Genomic DNA, 23,128 nt, shown 5'->3' on the forward strand with positions numbered 1-23,128 from the left:
AGGGCGGGGGCGGCGGGTTTTCTGGTGTCGTACCGGCGTGGTGGGATGTCGGGGATGCAGGCGTATCGGCTGGTGCGCCGGGCCGGTGGGGTGGGGGCGGGGGTCTCCCAGGTCGCCGGGGCGGGGCAGGGGGGTGGTCGGTCCGAGGGGCCGGCCGGGACGGAGCCGCGATCCGGGGGGTCCGCGGGCGATGCCGCGCACCCGCCGTCGCGCCGGCCGGATCCGGTGCAGGCCGAGGTCGTCGCCCACACCGACGGGCCGATGCTGGTCGTCGGCGGCCCGGGCACCGGCAAGACCGCCACCCTGGTCGAGGCGGTCGCCGCGCGGGTGGCCGAGGGCGTCGACCCCGAACACGTCCTGGTGCTCACCTTCGGCCGGCGGGGCGCCACCGAGCTGCGCCACCGGATCGAGGCACGGATCGCCGGCGACGGCCACCGCGTGGTCCGCGAGCCGCTGGTTCGCACCTTCCCGGCGTACGCCTTCGGGCTGCTCCGCCGGGCCGCCGCCGAGCGCGGCGAACCCTCGCCCCGGCTGCTCACCGGCCCCGAGCAGGATCTGATCATCCGCGAGCTGCTCGACATCGTGGGCGAGGAGCCGGACGACGACCCGGTCGGCTGGCCGGAGGACCTGCGCCCCGCGCTGCGCACCCGGGCCTTCGCCCAGCAGCTCCGCGACCTGCTGATGCGCGCCGCCGAGCGGGGCGTCGGCCCGGTCGAGCTGGCCCGGCTGGGCGAGAAGCTGGGCCGCGCCGACTGGCCGGCCGCCGCCCGCTTCCTCCGCGAGTACGTGGCCGTCCTCGCCCTGCGCGACGTGAGCAACCGGGGCTCGATCGCCTACGATCCGGCCGAGCTGGTCCGGGCCGCCACCGGCATGCTGCTGGACGACCCCGAGCTGCTGGCCGCCGAGCGCCGCCGGCTCGCCCACGTCTACGTCGACGAGCTGGCCGACACCGACCCCGCGCAGCTCGACCTGCTCGCCGTCGTGGCCGGCGGCGGCAAGCCCCTGGTCGCGTTCGCCGACCCGGACTCCTCCACATACGCCTTCCGCGGCGCCGACCCGGCCGGCGTGACCACCTTCCCGCACCGGTTCCGCACGGCCTCCGGCGCGCCGGCCGCCCAGGTCACGCTCACGACCTCCTACCGGGCCGGGCCGGAGCTGCTGGCGGCTACCGCCCGGCTGGCCCGCCGGCTGCGCGGCCCGGCGGCGCACCGGCGGCTGCGCCCGCTCACCGACGCCCCGCCCGGTGCGCTGGAGGTCCGCACCTTCCGCTCGGCCACCAGCGAGTCCGCCTGGCTGGCGCACGCGCTGCGCGAGGCGCACCTGCTCGACGGGGTGCCCTGGTCCCGGATGGCGGTGCTGGTCCGCTCCACCGGCCGGCAGCTGCCCTCGCTGCGGCGCGCCCTGCACACCGCCGGAGTGCCGACCGTGGTGCACGGCGAGGACCTGCCGCTGCACCTCCAGCCCGGCGTGGCCCCGCTGCTGCTCCTGCTCCGCTGCGCGCTCGACCCCGACCGGCTCGACGAGGAGTCGGCGGTCGCCCTGCTGCACTCGCCGCTGGGCGGCGCGGACCCGCTCGCCGAGCGGCGGCTGCGCCAGGGGCTGCGCGCGCTCGCGCTGGCCGCCGGCGACCGCCGCCCGTCCGGCGAGCTGATCGTCGAGGCCCTGCGCGACCCGGCCGAACTGGCCGCCGTCGAGCGGCGCTGGGCGGCGCCGGCGCAGACCGTGGCACACCTGCTGGACACCGCCCGGCGGGCCGCCGCCGCGCCCGGCGCGACCGCCGAGGACGTGCTCTGGGCGGTGTGGCGGGAGAGCGGCCTCGCCGAGCGCTGGGCCGGGGCGATCACCCGGGGCCGGGCCGCCACCGGCGAGCACGAGACCGCGCAGCGCTGGCGGGCCGAGGCCGCCGACCGCGACCTCGACGCGGTCATGGTGCTCTTCGACGCGGCGGCCCGGTTCACCGACCGGCTGCCCGGCGCGCGCGCCGAGGTCTTCCTCGACCACGTGCTCGGGCAGGAGCTGCCGGCCGACACCCTCGCCGCCAGCGCCGACCGGGGCGAGGCCGTCCGCCTGCTCACCGCGCACGCCGCCAAGGGCCTGGAGTGGGACCTGGTCGCGGTCGCCGGCGTGCAGGAGGGCGTCTGGCCCGACCTGCGGCTGCGCGGCAGCCTGCTCGGCTCGGAGCGGCTGGTCGACGTGCTCGCCGGCCGGGCCGACGGCGCCGGGCTGCGGGCCAGCCTGGTCGGGCAGACCTCGGCGCTGCTGGACGAGGAGCGCCGGCTGTTCCACGTGGCGATCAGCCGGGCGCGGCGGCGACTGCTGGTCACCGCGGTCGCCTCGGCGGCGGTCGGCGGCGACGACCACGAGGAGCAGCCCAGCCGGTTCCTGCACGAGCTGGCCGCCACCGACCCGCCCGCCGTCGGCGGGGGCGGCACGGCCCCACCCGGGCCGGACCCCAGCGGCCCCGACGGCGGCGGCCCGGCCGGTGGCACGACCGGGGACGCCGGCCCGGGGCGGGGTCGCCGGGACGGGCGTCCCGGCGACGGCGCCCGGGCGGCCGTCGACCGCACGGCGGGCGGCGCGGCCGGGCGGCGGCCCGGCGACGGTGCCGCGCTGACCGTCCCGCCCGTGTCGGACGGTCCGGTGCCGGCCGGAGACGAGGACCCGCAGGACGGGGTGCCCGGCGCGCTGCCGGTCACCCTGCCGCCGCGCGGGCTCACCCTGTCCGCGCTGGTGGCGGAGCTGCGTACCGCGATCACCGACCCGGCGGCGCCGGTCACCCGGCGGCGCGCGGCGGCCGCCGAGCTGGCCCGGCTGGCCGCCGCCGGGGTGCCCGGCGCGCACCCGGACGACTGGTGGGGGCTGCGTGGCCTCTCCGACGACCGGCCGCTGGTCGACGAGGGCGAGCCGGTGCGGGTCACCCCGTCGGCCATGGAGAGCGCGCTGCGGTGCAGCCTGCGCTGGCTGCTGGAACGGCACGGCGGCAGCGCCCCGGCCAGCGCCGCGCAGGGGGTCGGCAACCTGGTGCACGCCGCCGCCATGCTGGCCGAGGACGCCAGCGTCGACCGGACGGCCCTGCTGGAGTACGTGGCCGCCCGGTTCGACGCCATCGAGCTGGCCGCCCGCTGGATGGTCGGCCCGGAACGGTCCCGCGCCGAGGCCATGGTGGACAAGCTGCTGCGCTGGCTGGCCGGCAACCCGCGGCGGCTGCTCGCCATCGAGCACGAGTTCGCGGTCCGCCTCGACGACCCGCGCCGGCCCGTCGAGCTGACCGGCCGGGTCGACCGGCTGGAGGTCGACGCCGAGGGGCGGCTCGTGGTGATCGACCTGAAGACCGGCAAGTCCACCGCGGTCACCGAGCGGGAGGTGGCCGAGCACCCGCAGCTCGGCGCCTACCAGGCGGCCGTGGAGGCGGGGGCGTTCGCCGAGTTCGGCGAGGAGTCCGGGGGCGCCGCGCTCGTGCAGCTCGGCACCGGCGCGAAGGACGCCAGGGAGCAGGCCCAGGCGGCCGCCGGGGAGGGCCCCGAGGCCGGCTGGGCCACCGCGCTGGTCCGGCGTACCGCCGACACGATGGCCGCCGCCACCTTCGCCGCCGTCGCCAACTCGAAGTGCCGGGTCTGCCCGGTGCGCACGAGCTGCCCGGTCTCCGGGCAGGGCCGCCAGGTCGTCGAGCCGCCCACGGAGCACGCATGACGACGCAGCCGACGCTGTTCGGCACCACCGCCACCCCGACGCCCCGGACCGCCGACGCCGGCCCCCGCTACACCCCGGTCGAGCTGGCCAAACTGCTCCGGCTGCCGGCACCCACCCGGGAACAGGCGGCAATCATCGCCGCGCCGGTGGAGCCGCTGCTGGTGGTCGCGGGCGCCGGCTCGGGCAAGACGGAGACGATGGCCGCCCGGGTGGTCTGGCTGGTCGCCAACTCCTACGTCCGCCCCGAACAGATCCTCGGCCTCACCTTCACCCGCAAGGCGGCCGGCGAGCTGGCGCACCGCGTACGCACCCGGCTCGACCAGCTCATCCGCCGGCTCGGCCGGCAGGGCCGGGACCCGCACTCCGACCCGCTGGCGGGCGAGCCGACCGTGTCCACCTACCACTCGTACGCCGGCCGGATCGTCACCGAGCACGGGCTGCGCGCCGGCTACGAGCCGACCACCCGGCTGCTCACCGAGGCGTCCCGCTGGCAGCTCGTCGACCTGCTGGTCCGCAACTACGACGGCGACATGTCCGAGGTGGACCGGATGCCGTCGACCATCACCGACGCCGTGCTCGCCCTGGCCGGGGAGCTGGACGAGCACCTGGTCGATCCGGACGAGCTGGCCGCCTGGACCGGCCGGTTCTTCGCCGAGGTGCAGTCCCGCCCGGGGCGGGTCTACGCCGACGTGCGCAAGGCCCTCCAGCTCCAGCAGACCCGGCTGAAGCTGCTGCCGCTGGTCCGCGCGTACGGCCGGCGCAAGGACGACTTCGAGGCGATGGACTTCGCCGACCAGTTGGCCCGGGCCGCGCGGGTGGCCCGCGACCACCCCGGGGTCGGGGTGATCGAGCGCGACCGGTTCCGGGTGGTGCTGCTCGACGAGTACCAGGACACCAGCCACGCCCAGGTGGTGCTGCTCAACGCCCTGTTCGGCGGGGGCCACCCGGTCACCGCGGTGGGCGACCCCTGCCAGTCCATCTACGGCTGGCGCGGGGCCAGCGCCGGCACGCTGGACCGGTTCCCCACCGAGTTCGCCCGCACCGACGGCGCCCCCGCCGAGGTGCTCAGCCTCACCACGAGCTGGCGCAACCGCCCGGAGATCCTCGGCGTCGCCAACGCGCTGTCGGTGCCGCTGCGGGCGGCCGGCGCCCGGGTGCCCGAGCTGCACGCCGCGCTCAGCGTCCGGGACCCGATCCCGCACCGCAGCCCCGGCGGGCGGGCCGCCGGCACGGTGCACTGCGCGCTGCTGGAGACGTACGCCGACGAGGCCGACTGGATCGCCGACAGCGTGCTGGCCGCCTGGCGCGGCGCGGCCGGGATGCCGGACGCGCTGCCCGAGCACATCCCGGCGCACCGGCGCCCCACCACCGCCGTGCTGGTCCGGCTGCGCAGCCAGATCCCGGCTCTCGAAGCGGCGCTGCGTGCCCGCGGGCTGCCCGTCGACGTGGTCGGCCTGGGTGGGCTGCTGGACACCCCCGAGGTCCGGGACGTGGTCTGCACGCTGCGGGTGCTCGCCGACCCGACCGACGGGGCGGCGCTGCTGCGGCTGCTCACCGGCGCGCGCTGGCGGATCGGGCCGCGCGACCTGGTCGCTCTGCACCGGCGTGCCCGGGCCATCGCGCGGGCCCGCCGGGAGGTGACCGGCGACGACGGGCCGGAGATCACCGTGGACGCGCTGGACGAGGCCACCCTGGTCGAGGCGCTGGCCGACCTGGGGCCGGCGCAGGCGTACTCGGCGGAGGGCTTCGCGCGGCTGCGGTCGTACGGGATGGAGCTGGCGCTGCTGCGCTACCGGCTGGACCAGTCCCTGCCGGAGCTGATCGCGGACATCGAGCGGACCATCGGCCTGGACGTGGAGGTGGCGGTCCGGGCCGGCCGGGACGGCGCCGGCGACGCCGGCCTGGCCCGCGCCCACCTGGACGCGCTCGGCGACGTCGCGGCCCGGTTCAGCGGTGAGACGCCCGGCGCCACGCTGGCCGGTTTCCTCGCCTACCTGGCCGCCGCCGAGGACGAGGAGCGCGGCCTCACCCCGGGCGAGGTCGAGGTGGTGGAGGGCGCGGTGCAGATACTCACCGCGCACGCCGCCAAGGGTCTGGAATGGGACGTGGTGTCGGTGGCCGGGCTCACCCGGGGCGTCTGGCCCGGGCCGGTGCGCAACTCCGACCACTGGCTGGGCGGGCTCGGCGTGCTGCCGTTCCCGCTGCGCGGCGACGCGGACGGGCTCCCCGAGCTGGGCCTTGCCGGGGCGGAGGACCAGCGCGGCGTGGTCCGGGCGGTGGAGGACTTCACCGACGACTGGCGGGCGCACGACGAGCGGGAGGAGCGCCGGCTGGCGTACGTGGCGGTGACCCGCCCCCGCCGGCTGCTGCTCTGCTCCGGCTACTGGTGGGGGGAGGGGACGAAGAAGTTCCGCGGCCCCTCCGTCTTCCTCCGCGAGGTGCACGACGCATGCCTGGCCGGCGGGGACGGCCACCTGGTCGACGCCTGGGCGCCCGAGCCCGCCGGGGACGCGGTCAACCCGACCACGGAGACGGTCCTGCGGGCGGAGTGGCCGGCCGACCCGCTCGGCGCCCGCCGTCCGGCGCTGGCCGAGGCGGCCGCCCTGGTCCGCCGCTACCTGGCCGACCCCGAGGCGGCCCGCCGCGAGGAGGCCCTGCTGGCCGCGGGCGCCGGTGCCGCCGGGAACGCCGACGAGGCGCTACCGGCCGCCGGTGCCGAGCCGCCCGCCGAGGACGCCGAGGTGGCCCGCTGGCGGCGGGAGGCCGACCTGCTCCTCGCCGAACGGGCCGAGCTGGCCCGGCGGGCCGAGGCGGTCGAGGTGGAGTTGCCCGGGCACCTGTCGGTGACGCAGCTGGTGGCGCTGCGCCGCGACCCGGAGGCCCTGGCCCGGACGCTGCGCCGGCCGATGCCCACCGAGCCCAACCCGTACGCCCGGCGGGGCACCGCCTTCCACACCTGGCTGGAGCAGCGCTTCGGCGCCGACCGGCTGCTCGACGTGGACGAGCTGCCCGGCGCGGCCGACGAGGACGCCGCCCCGGACGACGCGCTCACCGAGCTCCAGGAGCGCTTCCTGGCCAGCGAGTGGGCCGACCGGGTGCCGGTGGAGGTGGAAGTGCCCTTCGCCACGGTGATCGCCGGCGTGGTGGTCCGGGGCCGGATGGACGCCGTCTTCGCGCGCCCCGGCGGCCGCTACGACGTGGTCGACTGGAAGACCGGCCGGCAGCCCACCGGGCGGGAGGCCGACGCCGCGGCCGTGCAGCTCGCCGTCTACCGGCTGGCCTGGGCCGAGCTGGCCGGGGTGCCGGTCGAGCGGGTCGGGGCCGCCTTCCACTACGTCCGGGACGGCGTGACCGTTCGCCCGGCCGACCTGCTGGACGCCTCCGGGCTGACCGCGCTCGTCGCCGCCGTGCCGGAATTTCCGACAGAGGGTGTGCCGTTGCGGAGATCGTGGTAGGTTAGCTCCGTTGCAGTTTTGGTTTCCAGAGACTCTGTGTGCGCCTGGCGGATTGTGGCCCCAGGCGCTCTTTGTTGTGTCCGGAGTTCTCCGGGCGGGGCGACCAGCAGCGACAGGCACGCCGCGCACTCGCGCGCGGTGGGCTCCTCTTCGGTCCGCAACAGGTGCGGGTCCGAACGTTCCGTCAAGGAGACGAAACACATGGCAATTGGCACCGTCAAGTGGTTCAACGCTGACAAGGGCTTCGGCTTCATCACCCCCGACGACGGCGGCGCCGACGTCTTCGCCCACTTCTCGGCGATCCAGACCTCCGGCTACCGGAGCCTGGACGAGAACCAGCGGGTCGAGTTCGAGGTGACCCAGGGCCAGAAGGGCCCGCAGGCGGAGAACATCCGTCCGCTCTGATCTTCGGATCACTCCGTAACACCCATCGCGCCCCCCGGGCGCGGTGACGGGCCGGTCCGCCGCGCAGCCCACCCGCTCTGCGGGACGTGGCGTGCTGCGGCGGGCCGGCCCGTACCTTTCGGTTCGTGCTTGTGACCACCGGTGACGCCGGTGACGCGCCGCTCATCGGCGCCTTTCCTCGACACGTGCCGCGTCGAGGAAAGGCTTTCCGCATGACCATGACCATTCCCACCTTCGCCGCCACCGGCCTGGCCCCGGCGCTGGTCAGTGAACTGACCGCGCAGGGCATCACCGAGCCGTTCCCGATCCAGGCGGCGACCCTGCCGGACTCGCTGGCCGGCCGCGACGTGCTCGGCCGCGGCCGCACCGGCTCGGGCAAGACGCTCGCCTTCGGGCTGCCGCTGCTGCACCGCACGGCCGGCCGCCGCGCCCGTCCCGGTCGCCCGCTGGCGCTCGTGCTGGTGCCCACCCGCGAGCTGGCCCAGCAGGTCACCGCGGCACTCACCCCGTACGCCCGGGCGCTCGGGCTGCGCTGCGCCACCGTGGTCGGCGGGCTCTCCCTCCAGCGGCAGGCGGACGCGCTGCGCGCCGGCGCCGAGGTGCTGGTGGCCACCCCGGGCCGGCTGCACGACCTGATCGACCGGCGTGAGGCCCGGCTCGACGAGGTGGCCGTCACCGTGCTCGACGAGGCCGACCAGATGGCCGACATGGGCTTCCTGCCGCAGGTCACGAAGCTGCTGGAGCAGGTCGCCCCGAACGGCCAGCGGATGCTCTTCTCGGCGACCCTCGACGGCGGCGTGGACAAGCTGGTCCGCCGCTTCCTGAGCCGCCCGGTCTCCCACTCCGTCGACCCGGGCACCGCCACGGTGACCGCCATGACGCACCACGTGCTGCACGTCGAGGCGGAGGACAAGCCGGCCGCGCTGGCCCACATCGCCGCCCGCGAGGGCCGCACCATCCTGTTCATGGCGACCAAGCACCGCGCCGACCGGGTCGCCCGCCAGCTGCTCGCCAAGGGCGTACGCGCCGCCGCGCTGCACGGCGGCAAGACCCAGCCGCAGCGCACCCGGATCCTGGAGCAGTTCCGCACCGGCCAGGTCACCGCCCTGGTGGCGACCGACGTGGCGGCCCGGGGCATCCACGTCGACGGGCTGGACATGGTGGTCAACGCCGACCCGCCCACCGAGGCGAAGGACTACCTGCACCGGGGCGGTCGGACCGCCCGGGCGGGGGAGTCCGGCACCGTGGTCACCCTGGTCCTGCCGGAGCAGCGCCGCGACGTCTCCCGGCTGATGACCATGGCCGGCATCACCCCGCAGACCGCCCGGGTACGGTCCGGCGACGAGGAACTGGCCCGGGTCACCGGCGCGCGTCAGCCCAGCGGCGTCCCGGTCACCGTCACCCCGCCGCCCGCACCCCACCCGGCGCAGGCCTCGCGGCCGGCCCGGTCCCGCCGCCCGCGTCGCCGCTGACCGGCCACCTCCCGCTCGGCGGGGTGGCGGCGCCCGGCCTGCCGGACACCGCCACCTCGCGAGGCTGAGGCCGCGCCGGTTCCGGGCCGCGTCGCACCCGCGGCCCGATACCGACCGGAGGGTCAGGGCGCCGCGGCGCGGTCCGCCAGCAGGTCGGCGAGGGTGGTCCGGTCGACCACCAGGGCGATGGCGCCGTCCACCGCGAGCCAGACGTCCCGCAGCCCGGCGGCCACCCCGTGGTAGCCGGCCCGGTCGGCGGGCATGCCCCGCACGCTGGTCAGCGCGCCGCCCACCGCCCGCAGCACGTCACCCACGCTGATCTCGGTGGGCGGGCGGGTGAGCGCGTACCCGCCCTCGGTGCCGCGGTGGCTGTGCAGCAGCCCGGCCCGGCGGAGGTCGAGCAGGATGCCCTGGAGGAAGCTGAGCGGTATGCCCTGCCGGTCGGCCAGGCTCGCCGCCTTGACCAGCTCGCCGCCACCGAGCCCCCCGTCGCCGGTGGAGCCGGCGGCGTCGGCGACGGCGAGCATGGCCCGGAGCGCGTAGTCGGCGCGCGCGGAGACGTACACGGCGTCAGTTGCCGGCCTGGTCCAGCACGCCCCATCGGCGGCGGATCGCCTTGTCGGCCGCACCGAACGCGGCGTCCACCAGCAGGCCGACCACCAGGATGACGATCATGATGGCCATCAGCCGGGGCGCCTCGTTCAGTTCCCGCGCGTAGGTCAGCTGCGCGCCGATCGACGTCCGGGTGGCGATGACCACCAGCAGCTCGCCCGCCATCAGGCTGCGCCAGGCGAACGCCCAGCCCTGCTTGAGCCCGGCCACGATGGCCGGCAGCGCGGCCGGCGCGATCACGTACCGGTAGAGGTTGAGCCCGCGGGCGCCGAGGTTGCGGCCCGCCCGGACCAGCAGCGGCGGCACGTAGTCGACGCCGTGGATGACCCCGTTGGCCACCGAGGGCGCCGCGCCGAGCACCACCACGAAGAAGATGGCCTGCTCGCTGAGCTGGAACAGCAGGATCGCGAGCGGGAACCAGGCGATCGACGGCATGGTCTGCAACGCGGTGATCATCGAGCCGAGCGCGGCGCGGAGCACCTTCACCCGGGCCACCGCGAGGCCGAGCAGCAGGCCGACGGCGACCGCGGCGGCGAAGCCCACAGCGGCCCGCCGGGCGGTCGTGGCCAGGCCGTCCCAGAGCGCGGAGCTGATCAGGTAGTGGCCCAGATCCTCGAAGACCACCACCGGGCCGGGCAGCGCCCACGGGTCCTTCCAACCGGTCCAGACCACCGCCTGCCAGAGGGCGACGGCCAGGGCCAGCGCGGCCAGCTTCGGCCAGGTGGCCGACCAGCCGCGGCGCAGCCGGGACGGCGCCTTCTCCCGGCCGGCGGTCTCCAGGGCGTCGAGGCCGGAGATCTCCGCGTCGGTGCGCGGGGTACCGGTGAGGGTGTCACTGGCCATGGCGGCCCACCTCCGTACGCAGCCGGTCGGTGACGTCGGCGGCGATGGCCGCGATCTCCGGCGAGTCGATCCGCCGGGGTCGCGGCACGTCGACCTCGGTGGAGTAGATGATCCGGCCGGGCCGGCTGGACAGCAGGATGATCCGGTCGGCGAGCCGGGCCGCCTCGCGGACGTTGTGCGTCACGAAGATCACGGTGAGCTTCCGCTCCGACCAGATCCGTTCCAGCTCGTCGTGCAGGATGTCCCGGGTCATCGCGTCGAGCGCGCCGAACGGCTCGTCCATCAGCAGCACCGGGGTGTCCAGGGCGAGGGTGCGGGCCAGCGCGACCCGCTGCCGCATCCCGCCGGAGAGCTGGTGCGGGCGCTTGCGGCCGCAGTCGGAGAGGTGGACGGTCCGCAGCAGTTCGGCGACCCGCGCCCTGCGCTCGTTGCGGCGGAGCCCGCGCAGCTTGAGCGGCACCTCGACGTTGCCCTCGACGGTCAGCCACGGGAAGAGCGCCGACTCCTGGAACATGAGGCCGGGGTTGACCCCCTCGCCCAGCTCGATCCGGCCCCCGCTGGTCCGGTCCAGCCCGGCGACCAGGTTGAGCAGCGTGCTCTTGCCGCAGCCGGACGCGCCGACCAGGCAGACGAACTCGCCGGGGGCGACGTCCAGCGACACCCCGTCCAGCGCCAGGACGGCGTGCTCGCCCTGGCCGTACACCTTGGTCACGCCGCGCAGCGCGACCGAGCCGGTCGCGCTGCGCGGGGTCGTCGTGGTCGACGTCACGGCTGGACGACCTCGGGCTTGCCCTCGGCCTTGAGCACCTCGTTGAGGTACTTCAGGTCGTAGAGGCCGTTGAGGTCCACCGGCTGGGTCAGCCCGACGGCGACGGCGTGGTCCAGGCCGGTCTTCAGCGAGGACGGGATCGGGTCGTTGGTGAACTCCAACGTCGGCCAGGCCTGCTTGATCAGCTTGAGGTCCAGCGGCTTACCGGTGATCTTGCCGATGTGGTCGGAGATGGCCTGCTGGGCCTCGTCCGGCTTGGCGTTGACGAACTCGTTCGCCGCGACCTGCCCCTCGACCAGCTTCCGCACGACGTCCGGGTGCGCCTTGAGGAACTTGGTGCTGACCAGCAGGTTGGTGATGACGAACTTCTTGTCCGGCCAGAGGTCCCGCTCGTCGACCAGCACCTTGCCGCCCGCGTTGACCAGCCGCGAGACGAAGGGCTCGGGCACCCACGCGCCGTCGATGGCGCCGCTGGTGAAGGTCTCCACGGTCTGCGCGTTCTCCTGGGGGACCACCTTGACGTCGCCGCCGCCCTCCTTGGTGGTCTGCAGGCCCTTCTCCTTGAGCCAGTAGCGCAGCGCGACGTCCTGGGTGTTTCCGAGCTGCGGGGTGGCGATCTTCTTGCCGCGCAGCTGCTCCACCGACGTGATCTCCGGCTTCACCACGAGCGCGACGCCGCCGGACGCGGCGCCGGACACCACCCGGACCGCCTCGCCCTTGGACTTCGAGAAGGCGTTCACGGTCGGGTTCGGACCGATGTACGTGGCGTCGAGCGCACCGGAGAAGACCGCCTCGATGGCCGCCGGCCCGGCGTTGAAGGTCTTGGTCTCCAGCGTGACGTCGCCCAGCTTCTCCTTGAAGATGCCCTTCTCCACGCCCACCACGGCGGGCGCGTGGGTGATGTTCGGGAAGTAGCCCAGGCGCAGGGTGACCGGACCGGAGCCGCCGGCCGCGTCGTCGCTGTCGTCGCCGCAGGCCGCGGTGGCGCCCAGGGTGGCCGCGCCGACCACGGCGAGGGTGGCCAGGGTGACCAGGCGGCGGAAGGGGAGCCGTCTCATCGTGTATCCAATCCGCAGTATTCCTACTTAGTTGGTAGGAAGACTGGGGCAGGCCGTGAGCGGCGTCAAGACCCGTCCGCGATCCGGGACGCGCGACCTGCGAGTTCTCGACAATTCCCACCTGTTCGGTGGAGATAGCCGCGCCGGTCGGCCACCGGCCGACACCGCCGTCCGGTGGGCCCGCGCACACCGCCGGTGCGGGCGCTGCCGACGCGTTAGGGTCGATCACGTGCCGACGCGGAGAGCGACAATTCCAGCGACGAAATACCCGGTCGAGCGGTTCACGCTCGACAACGGCCTGCGGGTGGTGCTCACCCCCGACCGCAGCGCCCCGGTCATCGGGGTGGCGGTGGTCTACGACGTCGGCATCCGCTCCGAGCCGGAGGGGCGCACAGGCTTCGCGCACCTCTTCGAGCACCTGATGTTCCAGGGCTCGGAGAACCTGGAGAAGCTGGCCCACTTCCGGCACGTCCAGGGCGCCGGCGGCACCTTCAACGGCTCCACCCACCTGGACTACACCGACTACTACGAGACCCTGCCCAGCAACGCGCTGGAGCGGGCGCTCTTCCTGGAGGCCGACCGGATGCGCGGCCCCCGCCTGACCGAGGAGAACCTGCGCAACCAGGTCGACGTGGTCAAGGAGGAGATCCGGGTCAACGTGCTCAACCGGCCGTACGGCGGGTTCCCCTGGCTCACGCTCCCCCCGGTCATGTTCGACACCTTCCCCAACGCGCACGACGGCTACGGCTCCTTCGACGACCTGGAGTCGGCCACCGTCGCCGACGCGGCCGACTTCTTCCGCCGCTACTACGCCAGCGGCAACGCCGTCCTGGCGGTGAGCGGGGACGTCGACGTGGTCGAGGCGACGGCGCTGATCGAGCGGCACTTCGGCGATGTGCCGGCCCGCCCCGCCCCGGATCGCCCCGACTTCACCGAGCCCGACCTCACGGCGGAGCGGCGCACCTCGTACACCGACAAGCTGGCCCCGCTGCCGGCGGTGGCCGGGGCCTGGCGCGTGCCCGACCCGCTGACCGACTTCGCCGGCTACCTGCCGTACGTGGTGCTGGCCGAGGTGCTCACCGACGGCGACGCCTCCCGGCTCGTCGAGCGGCTGGTCCAGCGGGACCGCTCGGTCACCAGCCTCGGCGGCTACCTCGGCTTCATGGGCGACCCGTTCGACGTGCGCGACCCCACCGCGCTGCTGCTCCAGGCGCACCTGCCGCCCGGCGGTGACGTCGACAAGGTGCTGCGGACCGTCGACGAGGAGCTGGACCGGCTGGCGACCGACGGGCTGACCGAGGGAGAGCTGGCCCGCACCCAGGCGCGGATGGCCACCCACCTGCTGCGGGACACCGACGCGGTGCTCGGCCGGGCGCTGGGAATGGCCGTCCTGGAACAGCAACGCGGCGAGCCGGGCCTGATCAACGAGCTGCCCCGGCTGGTCGGCGAGGTGACCGACGAGCAGGTCCGCGCCGCCGCCGCCACCCTGCGGCCGGAGCGCCGGGCGTCCATCGAGGTCATCCCCGGCGGTGCCCGGTGAGCGCGAGGAGTGAGCCGGGTTTGCGAGCCCCGCAGTCGCGAACGGAGGTGGCCCGGTGAGCGCGGCCGCGAACGGAGGAAGCCCGGTGACGGCAACCGTGGAGACGGGTACCCGGCCGCTGCCGGCGCTCGGTCCCAACCGCAAACTCAAGCTCCCCAAGCAGGCCGAGCGCACGCTCGGCAACGGCCTCACCGTGATCGCCGTGCGCCGCAGCGCGATCCCGCTGGTCGAGCTGCGGCTCTGGATGCCGTTCGGGCGTACCCACCTCGCCCGCGGCGGGATGCTCGCGCAGACCCTGCTCTCCGGCACGGAGACCCACACGGCGACCCAGCTCGCCGCGGAGTTGCAGAAGGTCGGCGGCGGGCTCTCCGCCGGCATCGACCCGGACCGGCTGATGCTCTCCGGGGCGGGCCTGGTCACCGGCCTGGACCGGATGCTGGAGCTGCTCGCCGACGTGCTCACCGGGGCCACCTACCCGACCGACTGGGTGGAGACCGAGCGGGAGCGGCTGGTCGACCGCATCCAGGTCGCCCAGAGCCAGCCCGCCCACCTGGCCCGCACCGCGCTGCTCAAGCGGATCTACGGCCGGCACCCGTACGCGGTGCAGACCCCCGAGCCGGACCAGGTGCGCGCGGTGCGGCCCCCGGTGCTGCGCCGGCTGCACGCCGAGCGGGTGCACCCGGCCGGGGCGGTCCTCGTGCTGGTCGGCGACGTGCAGCCGGAGAAGGCGCTGGACGCCGCCGAGCGGGCGCTGTCCGGCTGGAAGGGAGAGGGGCAGCCGGCCGAACTGCCGCCCGCGCCGCCGCTGGAGCCCGGCCCGGTGCTGCTGGTCGACCGTCCCGGCTCGGTGCAGTCGTCGTTGCGGATCGCGCTGCCCGCGGTGCCCCGCACCCACCCCGACCACGCCGCGCTGCAACTGGCCAACCTGCTCTTCGGCGGCTACTTCTCCTCCCGCTGGGTGGAGAACATCCGCGAGGACAAGGGCTACACGTACGGGCCGCACTCGCTGATCGAGCACTCGGTGGCCGGGTCGGTGCTGGTCGCCGCCGCCGAGGTGGCCACCGAGGTGACCGCGCCCGCCCTGCTGGAGACCATGTACGAGCTGGGCCGGCTGGCCGCCCTGCCGCCCAAGCCGGACGAGCTGGAGCAGGCCCGCCAGTACGCGCTCGGCACGCTCCAGCTCGGCATGTCCACGCAGGCCGGCCTGGCCTCGCTGACCAGCGCGTACGCGGGCAACGGGCTGCGGCTGGACTTCCTCGCCGAGCACGCCGCCCGGCTGGCCGCGGCGACCGTGGACGACGTGGCCGCGGCGGCGGCCCGCTACCTCGCGCCGGCGCAGGCGGTCACCGTGGTGCTCGGCGACGCCGAGCGGGTCGCCGACGGCCTGGCCGCGCTCGCCCCGATCCGCACGGAGTCCGCGTGAGCGCGAGGAGTGAGCCGGGTTTGCGAGCCCCGCAGTCGCGAACGAAGGAAGGCACCGCGTGAGCGCGAGGAGTGAGCCGGGTTTGCGAGCCCCGCAGTCGCGAACGAAGGAAGGCACCGCGTGAGCGCGAGGAGTGAGCCGGGTTTGCGAGCCCCGCAGTCGCGAACGAAGGAAGGCACCGCGTGAGCGCGAGGAGTGAGCCGGGTTTGCGAGCCCCGCAGTCGCGAACGGAAGAAGGCACCGCATGACCGGAGAGCCTGCCCCACCGCTGGCCCGGACCACCCTGGACCGGGCGGCGCACCGGCGGACCGACCCGGACTGGCTCGCCGAGGCGTGGGAGCACGCCCGGGTGCTCGTGCTGGACTCGACCGACGACGGCCGGGCGCTGGTCCGGGGCGTGGCGGCCCCGCCGGAGCTGGTGCTGGTCGGCTCCGGCGAGCTGCCCGAGGTGCCCCGGTCGGTGCCGATGTTCCTCGGCGTCGACGCGGACGGCGTGCCGGTCTTCGCGGTGGACGCGCCGCTGCCGGAGCTGGCCGGCACCCGCCGGGTCAACCTGCGCGAGGTCGGCCACCTGCTGACCGACCGCGACGCCGGCATCTTCACCACCGCGCTGGCGCTGCTCAACTGGCACGTCCGGCATGGCTACTCCTCGTCGACCGGCCAGCCGACCGAGGTGGACGAGGCCGGCTGGTCCCGGGTCGACCCGGGCGGCGGCCGAATCTGGCCGCGCACCGACCCGGCGATGATCGTGCTGGTGCACGACGGCGTGGACGGCCCGGACGGGCGCTGCCTGCTGGGCAACAACGCCACCTGGCCACGCACCCCGGGGGAGCGCCGCTACTCCTGCCTGGCCGGCTACGTGGAGCCGGGCGAGTCGGCCGAGGCCGCCGTGCTGCGCGAGGTCCGCGAGGAGGTCGGCGTCGCGGTCGAGGAGATCGGGTACGCCGGCAGCCAGTCCTGGCCGTTCCCCGGCTCGCTGATGCTCGGCTTCCTGGCCCGGGCGGACGCCGACGCGCCGATCCGGGTGGATCCGGCCGAGATCGCCCACGCCCGCTGGTTCACCCGGCGGGAGATCGGCGCCGCGCTGGCCGACCAGCCGGTCCGCGTGGACGGCGGCGACCGCCTGCTGCTTCCGCCACCCTCGTCGATCGCCCTCTTCCTGGTCCACCGCTGGCTCGACGGCCACTGCTGACCAGCGATCTGCCGACAGCCATCTGCTGAGGGCGACCTGTCGACGGGCGATCTGCTGACCGGCGATCTGTCGACGGGCGATCTGCCGAGCGCCGATCTGTCGACCGCGGATCTGTCGACCGGCGGTCTGCCGGCCGGCGGTCCGCTGATCGTCGGGCACGACGGTTCGGATGCGTCCGGGCGCCGACCGTCGTCGCCGAGGACGTCTGCTGGCCGCCCGGGAACACGCGCCCGCGGGATCCGTCGTCGCGGAGCCGGGCGCCACCGCGCACCACGCTATCGACTTGATGTCGTGGACGAATCCCTGCCGGCTCCCCGCAGCCCGCCAAGTCTCAAGCCCGCCCCAAGCAGATCTTGGAGACTTCCCGCTCCCACCGAACGGCAAGTCTCCAAGATCGCCAGACTGACCCCGGTGATCATGAAGTTAGCGCCGACAAATAGGGCGAATAGCGCCGCTAACTTCATGATCATCCGGGAGACCGGGAGACCGGGAGACCGGGAGACCGGGAGACCGGGAGACCGGGGGACCGGGAGGCCGGCGAGGTCGGGAGGCCGGAGAGGCCGGGGGTCGGGAGACCTGGAGGCCGGGGGGCAGCGAGGGCGTCCGGGAACGCGGGGCCGGACGTGGTCCCGGCCCGGACCGTCGTTGCCGCGGCGGTCGCGGGCCGGGAACACGGGCCGTCGTGACCGGTGAGGCGTGGAACGCGGCGGGGGAGCCGGTCCGGTCGCGACGGACGTCAGGGGCGGGTCAGCTGGCGCCCCACTGATAGGGGTGGCCCGGATGCATCTCCTCGATGGGCAGCACCTTGACCCGGTGCCGGCCGGCGCGGACGGCGCCCACGGTGGACAGCGCGCGGGCGAGCAGCAGGGCGGCGTCGCGGTCCTCCGCGTGGACGACCTGGCGGCGCGGTTCCGGCGCATTGGTCTCGTCCCGCAGTCGACCTCCACCGGCCCACGCGGCGGCGATGTCGGTGTCGGCGGCGGCACGGATTTCGGTGCGGACGATCAGGAACCGCATGGTGTCCCCCGGTGCGGACGGACGGATGCAGGCTGCAACTTCCACGTCACTCATGCGTCATGTTACGCCCGTGCGCCGTCCCAGCAAGTGAAACCCACCTATTGCTGGCGGCGTCGACCGATCGGGTGACCCCAGGTCAGCACGGTTGTCGGGGATGGACGCGCAAGGGGCCGCCGGCGCGACGCCGACGGCCCCGGAAGCTCACCGGATCAGTTCAGGTCGAACTGGCCGTTCTTCGCGCCGGTGATGAAGCCGAGCCAGCCGGCCCGGTTGAACAGCAGCACCGGACCGCGCGGGTCCTTGCTGTCCCGCAGGGCCACCGCCTCCGGCCCGGTGCGCAGCGGCGCGACCTCCACGCAGTTGGAGGTCTGGCTGCGGGTGCTCTTGCGCCAGGCGGCGCCGGCGAGCTGCTCGGACGAGCTGTTGCGGATCTCGTTCATGGTTCTGCTCCTGGTCTGGAGTGCTCCGATGGGGACGAGTGACGCCGCGGGCCGCCGGACCGTCCCCGTCGATCACCGGTCCGTCGTCAGGCGCCCCGAGTCGCGGCGGCGCTGGGTCGGCGCCGTTGCCGGCCCGGACGCCACTGTGGACTCGGCTGCCGTGCCGGTCAGCCGTCCCGTCGCCTCGATCAGCCAGGAGAGGGTGTCCGATGCGGAGAGCGCCGCCGAGCTCAGCCACTCGAACACCACTTTATAGCGATTTAGGGTGTTTGCCTCGGTCGACATGACGTCGGTGAACCCACCTTCGATGGCCAGCGTCTCCGGATCGAGCGGATCGGCGAACCGGTAGACCGAGAAGGCGGTCGGCGGGAGGTACCAGTCACCGACCCGGGTGTCCCGCAGCAGCAGCCGCAGCGTCACGTTCGGCAGCAGGGCCAGCTCGCAGAGCTGGGCGATCTGCTCGTGCAGCACCTCGGGCGGGCCGGCCCGGCCGCCGAGCGCCGCCTCCTCCAGCACGGCCGTGTAGCGCGGCGCGTCGGGGGAGCGGGTCAGCAGCGACTGGCGGGCCTGCCGGGCGCGTACCTCGGTCTCCGGGTCCTCGGTCTCCAGGTCGCCCGCCTCCTCGGCCACCTGGGCCGCGGACATGATCCGGTGCCGGGCGTACCCCGAGGTCTGCAACAGGCCGGGCACCAGGACCGGGTTGTACTCGGAGATCTCCGCGCAACCCGCCTCCAGCTCGGCGAAGGCGCGCTGCTGCTGGGTCATCACCGGGAAGTTGCGCAGCCAGCCCCGCATGTCGCCGGCCTCCTGGGTGATGCCCAGCAGTTCCTCGCGCAGCTCGTCCGGCGCGCCGTAGAGGGTCAGCAGGACGCCCACGTCGTCCGGGTCGGGACGGCTGCGGCCGTTCTCCAGCCGGGACAGCTTGGACGCGGAGGCCCAGCCGATCCGCTCGATGACCTGGTCGCCGGTGAGGCCGGCCTGTTCGCGGAGCCGGCGCAGCTCGATGCCGAGCCTGCGGCGGCGCAGGATCGGGCCTGGTGCGGCAGGAGGCACGGTGTCCTCTTTCCCGTCGACCGTCGCAGGACGCGACGGTAACTGTATGGAATTCGCCCCCCACGGTCAGTATGGACGGCGCGACCGGTGCCGGAGGGTCCGGCGGGGGCGTGTCACGCGACAAAAAGAGGACTGTGGAGGGGTGCCTTCACCGGCTCCCGCCCCGACGCGCCGGTTGGCGCACCCCCGCCGGAGGGAACCCGATGCGCACCGTCCTCCGCCGCCCCGACTTCCGCCTGCTCTTCGTCGCGCTGCTGGCGAGCATGGCCGCCGAGTCGATCCTGCTGCTGGCCCTGGCCGTCTGGGTCAAGGACCTGACCGGCTCGGACGGCATGGCCGGGGCGACCATCTTCGCGGTCATCGCCCCGATGGCGCTGGCCCCGCTGGTCGGGTGGGTGGTCGACCGGTGCCGCCGCCGGCCCTTCTTCGTGGCCGCCAACCTCGGCACGGCCGTGCTGCTCTGCCCGCTGTTCGCGGTCCACGACCGTGCCGACGTCTGGGTGATCTACGTGGTGGCGGCGCTCTACGGGCTGTCGTACATCACCCTGAGCGCGGTGCTCAGCGGGCTCATCCGACACCTGGTGCCGAGCGACCTGCTGGCCGACGCCAACGGGGTGCTGCAGACCGTCCGGCAGGGGTTGCGGCTGGTCGGCCCGCTGGCCGGGGCCGGGCTCTACGCCGCGGTCGGCGGCTGGCTGCTGGTCGCCCTGGCCATGTCCGGCTTCCTCACGGCCGCCGCGGTCGTCGGCGTGCTCCCGGTCACCGAGGCCGCACCGGCCCGGTCCGCGCCCCGCTGGCCGGCCGGGCTGGGCGCCGGGCTGCGCCACCTGGCCGGCGACCGCGCGCTGCGCCGGGCCCTGCTCGGGTACGGGCTGGGCTCGCTCATGATGGGCTTCACCGAGTCGCTGATCTTCGCGTACGTCGACCTGGGGCTGGGCCGGGACGCCGCGTTCGTCGGTGTGCTGGTCACCGTGCAGGGGGTCGGCGGGCTGGCCGGCGGGCTCGTCTCGGCCGCCGTGGTGCGCCGGGCCGGCGAGGTGGGGGCGCTCGCCGCCGGGGTGACGTTCTTCGGGCCGGCCGCGCTGGCGCTCGCGTACCCCCGGCTCTGGCTCGGTGTGGTGGCGCTGCTGCTGGCCGGGGTCTCCCTGCCGTTGACCATGGTCGGGCTGAACACGCTGATCCAGCGGCGGACCCCGCCGGGGCTGCTGGGCCGGGTCGCCGCCGCCGCGGAGGCGCTGGTCAGCGGCCCGCAGGCGGTCTCCATCGGTGCGGGCGCGCTGCTCGTCGGCGTCGTCGACTACCGCCTGCTGTTCGCCCTGGTCGGGGTGACCACGACGGCCGCCGGCCTCTACCTCTGGCGTGGCCGCCGGCTCACCGCGCCCCGGCCCGTCCTGGTCCACGTCCCGGCCCCGCGCCGCCCGCTCGACCACGAGGTGCTCGCCGCGCCGCGGCGGCGCCGGGCGCCCTGAGACGCGACAGCGGCCGCCCCCGGTACAGGGGCGGCCGCTGTGGCCGGGTGCGGCCGGGTCAGCCGGCGATGCTGGTCAGGTGCTGCTTGACCTGGACGATCGAGGGGTTGGTCAGGGCGCTTCCGTCGTCGAACCGCAGCGTCGGGACAGTCTGGTTGCCGCCGTTGACGCTCATCACGAACTCGGCAGCCTTCGTGTCCTGCTCGATGTCGACCACCTCGTACGCGATGCCCTCCCGGTCGAGCTGCGACTTCAGCCGGTGGCAGTAGCCGCACCACGAGGTGGAATACATCGTCAACATGGTCAGGTCCTCCAAGGGGTGACTCGCGCCCGGTCCGATCAGGCCAGGCTAATGGCTGCAACATCACCGGAGGCTGGAATGATTCCTCGCTGTGGTGGTTCACTCAGCGGCGGAACGGGTGCTCGCCGGCCTCGACCCGGAGCAGCGGTCCGCGGTGACCGCCCCGGCCGGCCCGGTCTGCATCCTGGCCGGCGCCGGGACCGGCAAGACCCGGGCGGTGACCTCCCGGATCGCGCACCGGGCGCTCACCGGCGACATCGCCGCCCGGCACGTGCTGGCCGTCACGTTCACCGCCCGCGCCGCCGCCGAGATGCGGGCCCGGCTCACCGGGCTGGGCGTCGGCGGCGTCCAGGCCCGCACGTTCCACGCGGCGGCGCTGCGCCAGGTCCGCTACTTCGCGCCCCGGCTGCTGGAGGGCCGGGCCATGCCCGAGTTGCTCGACAGCAAGGTCCGGGTGGTCACCCTGGCCGCCGCCAAGGTGGGCCTGCGGACCGACCGGGCCGCCGCCCGGGACCTGGCCGGGGAGATCGAGTGGGCCAAGTCGTCGCTGGTCGAGCCGGGTGAGTACGTGGTGGCCGCGGCCAAGGCGCTGCGCGAGACCCCGCATGAGCCGGCGAAGGTGGCCGAGGTCTTCGCCGCGTACGAGCGGCTCAAGCGCGGCAACGGGGTGATCGACTTCGAGGACATGCTGCGCGCCGCGGTCTGGGGGATCGAGGAGCACGCCGACGTCGCCGAGCAGGTCCGTGGCCAGTACCGGCACTTCGTGGTCGACGAGTACCAGGACGTCAACCCGCTCCAGCAGCGGCTGCTGGACGCCTGGCTCGGCGGCCGGGACGACCTCACCGTCGTCGGCGACGCCAGCCAGACCATCTACTCGTTCACCGGGGCGACCTCGTCCTACCTGATCGACTTCCCGCGCCGGCACCGCAACGCCACCGTGGTCCGGCTCGTCCGCGACTACCGCTCCACCCCGCAGGTGGTCGGGCTGGCCAACGCGGTGATCTCCCAGGCCCGGGGCGCGGAGGCCCGGCTCCGGCTGGAGCTGCAGGGCCAGCGCCCGCCCGGCCCCGAACCCGAGTTGCGCATCTTCACCGACGAGCCGGCCGAGGCCAACGCGGTCGCGGCCCGCTGCCGGGCGCTGGTCGACGGCGGCACCCCGGCCCGGGAGATCGCGGTGCTGTTCCGCACCAACGCCCAGTCCGAGGCGTACGAGAAGGCGCTCACCGAGGCCGCGGTGCCGTACGTCGTGCAGGGAGCGGAGCGCTTCTTCGAGCGCCCCGAGGTGCGCCAGGCCATGATCGCGCTGCGCGCCGCCACCCGGTCGATCCCGGGGGAGACCCCGCTGCCGACCGCCGTCGTGGAGGGGCTCGCCGCGGTCGGCTGGGCGCCCGACGCGCCCCCGCCCGGCGGGGCCGCGCGCGAACGGTGGGAGGCGCTCGCCGCGCTGGTCCAGCTCGCCGAGGAGTACGCGGCGACGCCCGAGGTGGTGCCGATCGGCGAGGCCGCCGCGATCGAGCGCCCGGTCACCCTGGGCGACTTCAACGAGGAACTGGCCCGGCGGGCCGCCCAGCAGCACGTGCCCACCGTGGAGGGCGTGACGCTCGCCTCACTGCACTCGGCCAAGGGTCTGGAGTGGGACGCCGTCTTCCTGGTCGGGCTGGCCGAGGGCACCCTGCCCACCACGTACGCGAAGACCCCCGAGCAGGTCGAGGAGGAGCGGCGGCTGCTGTACGTCGGGATCACCCGGGCGCGCGAGTGGCTCTGGCTGTCGTACGCGGCGGCCCGCTCGCCCGGCGGCCGGGCCCGGCGGCCGTCCCGGTTCCTGCCCCAGCTGGACCGCTCCGGCGGCGGCGAGCGGGCCGGCGCGGGCACAGGCGCGGCCCGGCGCACCGAGCGGCGGCGCGCCCAGGTGGTCTCCTGCCGGATCTGCGGCGCCACCCTGCTCGCCGGGGCGGACCGGAAGCTGGGCCGCTGCCCGACGTGTCCGTCCGATCTGGACGAGGAGCTGTACGAGCGGCTGCGCGAGTGGCGGCAGCGGGTCGCCGGGGCGCAGAAGGTGCCGGCGTACGTGGTCTTCACCGACGCCACGCTCACCGCGCTGGCCGAGCGGAAGCCGGGCCGCACCGAGGAGCTGATCGCGATCGCCGGGATCGGCCCCCGCAAACTGGGACTTTACGGCGAAACGGTGCTGGCCCTGGTGGCCGGTGCGGAGGTGGACGAGGTCTGCCCGCAGAAAAGTTTCGAAATCTAGCCGTAAATCGTTTGCCCTCGCCCCGAGGCGAGGAATAGCCTCAGGACACACCTCGCGAGCGGCGCCATTCTGGCTGCTCACGGGGGATGAGTCCAAGGTCGGCACGAGGAAAGACAGGGAGGTGGCACCCGTGGAGAT

The 23,128-nt window shown here is 74.9% G+C and carries 17 protein-coding genes; 9 read left to right on the forward strand and 8 right to left on the reverse strand.

Annotated features, from left to right (window positions below):
• Positions 1 to 54: 54 nt before the first annotated feature.
• From RMN56_RS16350 to RMN56_RS16365, 4 genes are all read left to right on the forward strand, one after another.
• Positions 55 to 3,690, forward strand: a complete 3,636-nt coding sequence (locus RMN56_RS16350; protein ID WP_313724578.1) for an ATP-dependent helicase — start codon at positions 55 to 57, stop codon at positions 3,688 to 3,690.
• Complete coding sequence (locus RMN56_RS16355) at positions 3,687 to 7,145, forward strand: ATP-dependent helicase (protein WP_313724579.1); 3,459 nt, start codon at positions 3,687 to 3,689, stop codon at positions 7,143 to 7,145. Before RMN56_RS16350 ends, RMN56_RS16355 begins: the two co-directional genes overlap by 4 nt.
• A 201-nt stretch (positions 7,146 to 7,346) precedes the next feature.
• Complete coding sequence (cspE, locus tag RMN56_RS16360; RefSeq protein WP_013288421.1) at positions 7,347 to 7,550, forward strand: transcription antiterminator/RNA stability regulator CspE; 204 nt, start codon at positions 7,347 to 7,349, stop codon at positions 7,548 to 7,550.
• A gap of 212 nt (positions 7,551 to 7,762) precedes the next feature.
• Positions 7,763 to 9,022 (forward strand): DEAD/DEAH box helicase, encoded by a 1,260-nt coding sequence (locus RMN56_RS16365; RefSeq protein WP_313724580.1) that lies wholly within the window; start codon positions 7,763 to 7,765, stop codon positions 9,020 to 9,022.
• Positions 9,023 to 9,144: 122 nt separating this feature from the next.
• Here the strand turns inward: RMN56_RS16365 and RMN56_RS16370 are convergent, their stop codons facing one another.
• Genes RMN56_RS16370 through RMN56_RS16385 form a run of 4 tightly spaced genes read right to left on the reverse strand, consistent with a single transcriptional unit; the run spans position 9,145 to position 12,304 of the window.
• Positions 9,145 to 9,588 carry an RrF2 family transcriptional regulator gene (locus RMN56_RS16370; protein WP_262284877.1) on the reverse strand — a complete coding sequence of 148 codons (444 nt, stop codon included), beginning with the start codon at positions 9,586 to 9,588 and terminating at the stop codon, positions 9,145 to 9,147.
• A gap of 4 nt (positions 9,589 to 9,592) precedes the next feature.
• Positions 9,593 to 10,477: an ABC transporter permease gene (locus RMN56_RS16375; RefSeq protein WP_313724581.1), complete on the reverse strand. Its 885-nt coding sequence runs from the start codon at positions 10,475 to 10,477 to the stop codon at positions 9,593 to 9,595.
• A complete protein-coding gene (locus tag RMN56_RS16380; RefSeq protein WP_313724582.1) occupies positions 10,467 to 11,246 on the reverse strand; it encodes an ABC transporter ATP-binding protein in 780 nt (259 codons plus the stop codon). Before RMN56_RS16380 ends, RMN56_RS16375 begins: the two co-directional genes overlap by 11 nt.
• The gene (locus tag RMN56_RS16385; protein WP_313724583.1) at positions 11,243 to 12,304 is read right to left on the reverse strand and encodes an ABC transporter substrate-binding protein; all 1,062 of its coding nucleotides are present in this window, start codon (positions 12,302 to 12,304) and stop codon (positions 11,243 to 11,245) included. The genes RMN56_RS16380 and RMN56_RS16385 overlap by 4 nt, the downstream gene beginning before the upstream one ends.
• A gap of 229 nt (positions 12,305 to 12,533) precedes the next feature.
• On the opposite strand from RMN56_RS16385, the gene RMN56_RS16390 reads away from it, so the two are divergent.
• The 3 genes from RMN56_RS16390 to nudC all read left to right on the forward strand — a co-directional run bounded on the left by RMN56_RS16390 (position 12,534) and on the right by nudC (position 16,459).
• Positions 12,534 to 13,844, forward strand: coding sequence for a M16 family metallopeptidase (locus RMN56_RS16390; protein WP_313724584.1), 1,311 nt, complete (start codon positions 12,534 to 12,536; stop codon positions 13,842 to 13,844).
• 85 nt (positions 13,845 to 13,929) lie between these two features.
• On the forward strand, positions 13,930 to 15,267 hold the full coding sequence (locus RMN56_RS16395) for a M16 family metallopeptidase (protein ID WP_313724585.1): 1,338 nt from the start codon (positions 13,930 to 13,932) through the stop codon (positions 15,265 to 15,267).
• A 244-nt stretch (positions 15,268 to 15,511) separates the two neighbouring features.
• Positions 15,512 to 16,459, forward strand: coding sequence for an NAD(+) diphosphatase (nudC, locus tag RMN56_RS16400; protein WP_313724586.1), 948 nt, complete (start codon positions 15,512 to 15,514; stop codon positions 16,457 to 16,459).
• A gap of 747 nt (positions 16,460 to 17,206) precedes the next feature.
• On the opposite strand, the gene RMN56_RS16405 is transcribed toward nudC, so the two are convergent.
• The 3 genes from RMN56_RS16405 to RMN56_RS16415 form a co-directional block, all read right to left on the reverse strand.
• Entirely contained in the window at positions 17,207 to 17,476 is a 270-nt protein-coding gene (locus RMN56_RS16405) for a hypothetical protein (protein WP_313724755.1), read from the reverse strand.
• Between the two features lie 209 nt (positions 17,477 to 17,685).
• Positions 17,686 to 17,916 carry a DUF397 domain-containing protein gene (locus RMN56_RS16410; protein WP_313724587.1) on the reverse strand — a complete coding sequence of 77 codons (231 nt, stop codon included), beginning with the start codon at positions 17,914 to 17,916 and terminating at the stop codon, positions 17,686 to 17,688.
• Positions 17,917 to 17,988: 72 nt separating this feature from the next.
• Positions 17,989 to 18,969, reverse strand: a complete 981-nt coding sequence (locus RMN56_RS16415; protein ID WP_313724588.1) for a helix-turn-helix domain-containing protein — start codon at positions 18,967 to 18,969, stop codon at positions 17,989 to 17,991.
• A 203-nt stretch (positions 18,970 to 19,172) separates the two neighbouring features.
• On the opposite strand from RMN56_RS16415, the gene RMN56_RS16420 reads away from it, so the two are divergent.
• Positions 19,173 to 20,438, forward strand: coding sequence for an MFS transporter (locus tag RMN56_RS16420; RefSeq protein WP_313724589.1), 1,266 nt, complete (start codon positions 19,173 to 19,175; stop codon positions 20,436 to 20,438).
• A 58-nt stretch (positions 20,439 to 20,496) separates the two neighbouring features.
• Here the strand turns inward: RMN56_RS16420 and RMN56_RS16425 are convergent, their stop codons facing one another.
• Positions 20,497 to 20,739 carry a mycoredoxin gene (locus RMN56_RS16425; protein ID WP_254334953.1) on the reverse strand — a complete coding sequence of 81 codons (243 nt, stop codon included), beginning with the start codon at positions 20,737 to 20,739 and terminating at the stop codon, positions 20,497 to 20,499.
• Positions 20,740 to 20,830: 91 nt separating this feature from the next.
• Between RMN56_RS16425 and RMN56_RS16430 the strand changes: the two genes are divergently transcribed.
• On the forward strand, positions 20,831 to 22,990 hold the full coding sequence (locus tag RMN56_RS16430; RefSeq protein ID WP_313724590.1) for an ATP-dependent DNA helicase UvrD2: 2,160 nt from the start codon (positions 20,831 to 20,833) through the stop codon (positions 22,988 to 22,990).
• Positions 22,991 to 23,128 lie beyond the last annotated feature (138 nt).

The sequence above is a fragment of the Micromonospora halotolerans genome (assembly GCF_032108445.1).
Taxonomy (GTDB): domain Bacteria; phylum Actinomycetota; class Actinomycetes; order Mycobacteriales; family Micromonosporaceae; genus Micromonospora; species Micromonospora halotolerans.